The organism is Flavobacterium sp. (genome assembly GCF_028712645.1).
Lineage (GTDB): Bacteria > Bacteroidota > Bacteroidia > Flavobacteriales > Flavobacteriaceae > Flavobacterium.
Genome location: NZ_JAQTPQ010000299.1, coordinates 1 through 3,951, shown reverse-complemented (window position 1 = coordinate 3,951; position 3,951 = coordinate 1). Strand labels below are relative to the sequence as shown.

At 33.5% G+C, this 3,951-nt stretch carries 2 protein-coding genes; both read left to right on the top strand.

Annotated features, from left to right (window positions below):
- Window positions 1-3,238, top strand: a 3,238-nt coding sequence (locus tag PHC28_RS16665; protein ID WP_300103269.1) for a glucose/sorbosone family PQQ-dependent dehydrogenase, incomplete at its 5' end; no start/stop codon positions are given.
- 43 nt (window positions 3,239-3,281) lie between these two features.
- Window positions 3,282-3,497 carry a hypothetical protein gene (locus tag PHC28_RS16660; RefSeq protein WP_300103266.1) on the top strand — a complete coding sequence of 72 codons (216 nt, stop codon included), beginning with the start codon at window positions 3,282-3,284 and terminating at the stop codon, window positions 3,495-3,497.
- Window positions 3,498-3,951: the final 454 nt, after the last annotated feature.

The following is a 3,951-nucleotide window of genomic DNA, read 5'->3' as shown; positions in this document are numbered from 1 at the left end:
TGCAAACACCTATTTAATAATCGAAATTAGTTATAATCCTACAGCAACATCCGGCTCATCAACCGCAACCGTAACTTTAAATAGTAATAGTACAACAGCAGGTTCAACAGCATATACTTTTAATATTATGGGTACTGCTTCCGCAGCCGTTATTTCAGATTTTACTCGAACAACATTAACTCCAACTTTCAGTTATCCTTATGCACTTATCTATGGACCTGACGATTATTTATGGCTAACCGAAAGAGGTGGAAAAAAAATAAATCGTGTTAACAAAACAACAGGAGCAGTAGATTTATTACTCGATATGACTTCATTGGTCTATTATGGTTCCATAGGTGCTCAAGATGGTTTATTAGGAATGGCTTTACATCCCAACTTAGGAAAAGGAACTGGAGAAGATTATGTATATGTCGCTTATTCTTATGGCACTAACGCAACTGATGAACGTCTAAGAATAGTAAGATATACTTATTCAAATCCTACTACTACTGACGGAGCATTATCTTCTCCTTTAACTTTAATCGAAGGATTATCCGCTAGTAATGACCACAACTCAGGGAAATTAGCCTTTGGCCCAGATAATAAATTATATTATACCATTGGAGATCAAGGCGTAAATCAATTTGCCAATAAATGCGAAATTAGTCATGCGCAACTCATCCCAACACAAGCAATGTTAGATGCAGCAGACTATAGCGATTACGAAGGAAAAATACTTCGTATGAATCTTGACGGCTCGATACCTTCTGATAATCCAGTGATAAACGGAGTGAGAAGTCATATTTTTACTTACGGTCACAGAAATGCACAAGGACTCTTTTTTGGAAAAAATGGCAATTTGTATTCAAGCGAACACGGGCCAAAATCAGACGATGAAATCAATATCCTGAAATCAGGAGGCAATTATGGATGGCCTTATATCTCTGGTTATAAAGATGATAAAAATTATGAATTTTGCGATTGGCATACTGCTCCAAATTGTACTTCTTTAGCTTTTAGTGATTATGTTTGTGGAGCTGGTGCTACCTCTCTTACAGAAAGTAGTTGGAATGTACCCTTCATAAATCCAATCACAACATTATTTACTATTGATGCTGGATATAATTTCACTGGTGGATGGTTAACTTGGCCAACAATTGGACCATCTAGTGCTAAAATATATGAGGGGTTTAATTCTGAAATACCTGGATGGGATAATTCAATCTTTCTAACCACATTAAAAAAAGGAAGGATCTACCGACAAAAGTTGTCTCCTGACGGCAATAGTGTTATAGGTGCTCCAGAAGAATTATTTTATACTCAAAATAGGTACCGAGATGTTGCTTTTGACCCTGACGGAAAAACAGTATATATTATTACTGATAGTGGTGGGACTACTTCTGGACCATCAGGTTCTAGTTCTTTAACCGTTACAGATTTAGGTAAAATTTTAGTATATACTTATAATCCAGCCTTAGTTACTTGTGTAGCTCCAATCCCTGATGTTACAAATTTACCAACAGTAACTGATAATTGTTCCGTGACATTAACCGCTCCAACTGCCACAAATAGTTGTGCGGGTGCGGGTGGAATAGTTGGAACAACGACAACAGTATTCCCAATTACAACACAAGGAACAACAACAGTGACTTGGTCCTACAATTACGGAAGCGCAGGTGTTGTTACCCAAGATCAAACAGTAACGATAAATAGTACAACTTGGGACGGAACTATTTGGAGTAATGGAACTCCAGATGCAACTAAAGGAGCCATAATAGCTTCAAATCTTACTGTTTCTTCTGATTTATCGACTTGTAGTTTAACTGTTAATAATAATGCTATAGTAGCTGTAAACTCTGGGGTAAATTTCAATATTTCAGGTGATATTAAAGTTGAAACTGGGGCTTCATTAACTTTTGAAAGCAATTCAAACTTGGTTCAAACAAAAGAAACCAATGGAAATATTGGAAACATTACAGTAAAAAGAAAAACAAACGCTTTAAAATTTCTGGATTATGTTTTATGGGCTTCACCAGTTGCAAGTCAACAGTTACAATTGTTTTCACCGTCAACATTGGCAACACGTTTTTACACCTATAATTCAACAACAAATTTGTATAATTTAGTTACTACTCCATCTGCCACCAATTTTAATTTAGGAACTGGATATTTAATTCGAATGCCAAACAATCATCCAGCAACTCCAACCATTTGGGAAGGTCAATTTCAGGGAATTCCAAACAGCGGAAATTTAAGCTTAACTGTAGATTACAATAAGTATAATGCTATTGGGAACCCTTATCCTTCGACAATAAATGCTGATACTTTTATTGATGCAAATTTAATTACTGAAGCTTTATATTTTTGGAGAAAAACGAATAATGCCGCAACCACATCTTATGCAACCTACACAAAAGCTGGTGGAACTGCTAATGCTGGCGGCGGAAGTAGTATTGTTCCCAACGGAATTATTCAAGTTGGACAAGGATTTATTTATAAACCAACTTCTGCGGTACTTACTTTTACAAATACAATGCGTTTGACCAATACCAACAATCAGTTTCTGAAAACTAGAGCAGTAACTGACAAAAGTAGAATTTGGCTGAATCTTTCTAAAGATACTTCTCCTGTAAACCAAATGATGATTGCTTATATGACTGGAGCAACATCAGGCATTGACCCAGCAATAGATGGAAGGTACATTAATGATAATCTAACCGCCTTAAATTCATTGGTTGAAAACGAAGAATTTGTAATCCAAGGTAGAAGCACTCCTTTTGATAATACTGACATAGTACCACTTGCTTTTAAAGCTGAAACAAGTGAGAATTTCACCATTGCAATTGACCATATTGATGGATTGTTTTCAGGTAATCAAGAAATTATCTTAAGAGATAATATCACAGGAACGGAAACCGATTTAAAGACTGGTTCCTATACATTTACGGCATCCGCAGGAATAGATAATGCAAGATTTTCATTAAAATATCAAAAAACTTTGGGTACAAATAATTTAGTTTTTGACGACAATAGTATTACCGTTTATAAATACAAAGGGGCAATCTTTATCAAATCAGGAGCAACAGCTATTGATAATGTACAACTGTTTGATATCAAAGGAAGTTTACTATTCGAAAAAATGAAAATCAACTCTAAAGATGCTACAATCGAAAGTTCAAGATTTGGCAATCAAGTTTTGATTGTAAAAATTACATCTGACGACCATAAAGTAGTAAACAAGAAATTGATTAATTAAAGTCAATCAAAAGAAAATTAGTCAAAATCAAAAAATATCAAAAATGAAAAATAATTTATTAAAATATTATATAGCAATCCTCTATTTATGTTCTAGCTTTGCCTTGTTTGCACAGCCTGGATCAGGAAATGATACTGGTAATTTAGAAGGCACAGATACACCGGCCGCTCCAATAAATGATTACTTATGGGTTTTAACTTTGATTGGTTTAATCTTTGTTTTTTATAAAATTAAGGAACCATTCAAACCAGGTGAATAGACTTTTAGATAAAGAATAAAAAATTACAGGTATAAATCAAATCTTCAAAAATTAAAATTTTTACTTCTATACTATTGAAGATGAAAAGGTTTTTAATTTTTATTTATATAGCGTAAGAAAAATAATCATAGATAAATATTAATTATTTTTCTTACATATTTTAAAAAATAGTGCGTTTAATCGGTTTTTATAGCACTTAATCTATTATTGTAAAAAAAATAAATACTTTTAGACCCTAAAATAAATTTGCATTCAAACTTATTTTTTCAAAAAAAACAAAGTAAAACGATTATTTGCAATAACGTTATGGAGAAAACTACCCTGCTAACTAAAAAAGTCTATCTCTTTTTAGTTTTTGTATTTATACCTTTTTTGGGTTTTGCCCAAACACAACCCTTTACAGCAAATGGTACTTGGATTTGTCCAGCTGGTGTTACTAGTGTAACTGTTGAGG

Bases quoted from the DNA above. Each gene is read 5' to 3' on its own strand.
- PHC28_RS16660 (WP_300103266.1), top strand. From the start codon at position 3,282: ATGAAAAATAATTTATTAAAATATTATATAGCAATCCTCTATTTATGT.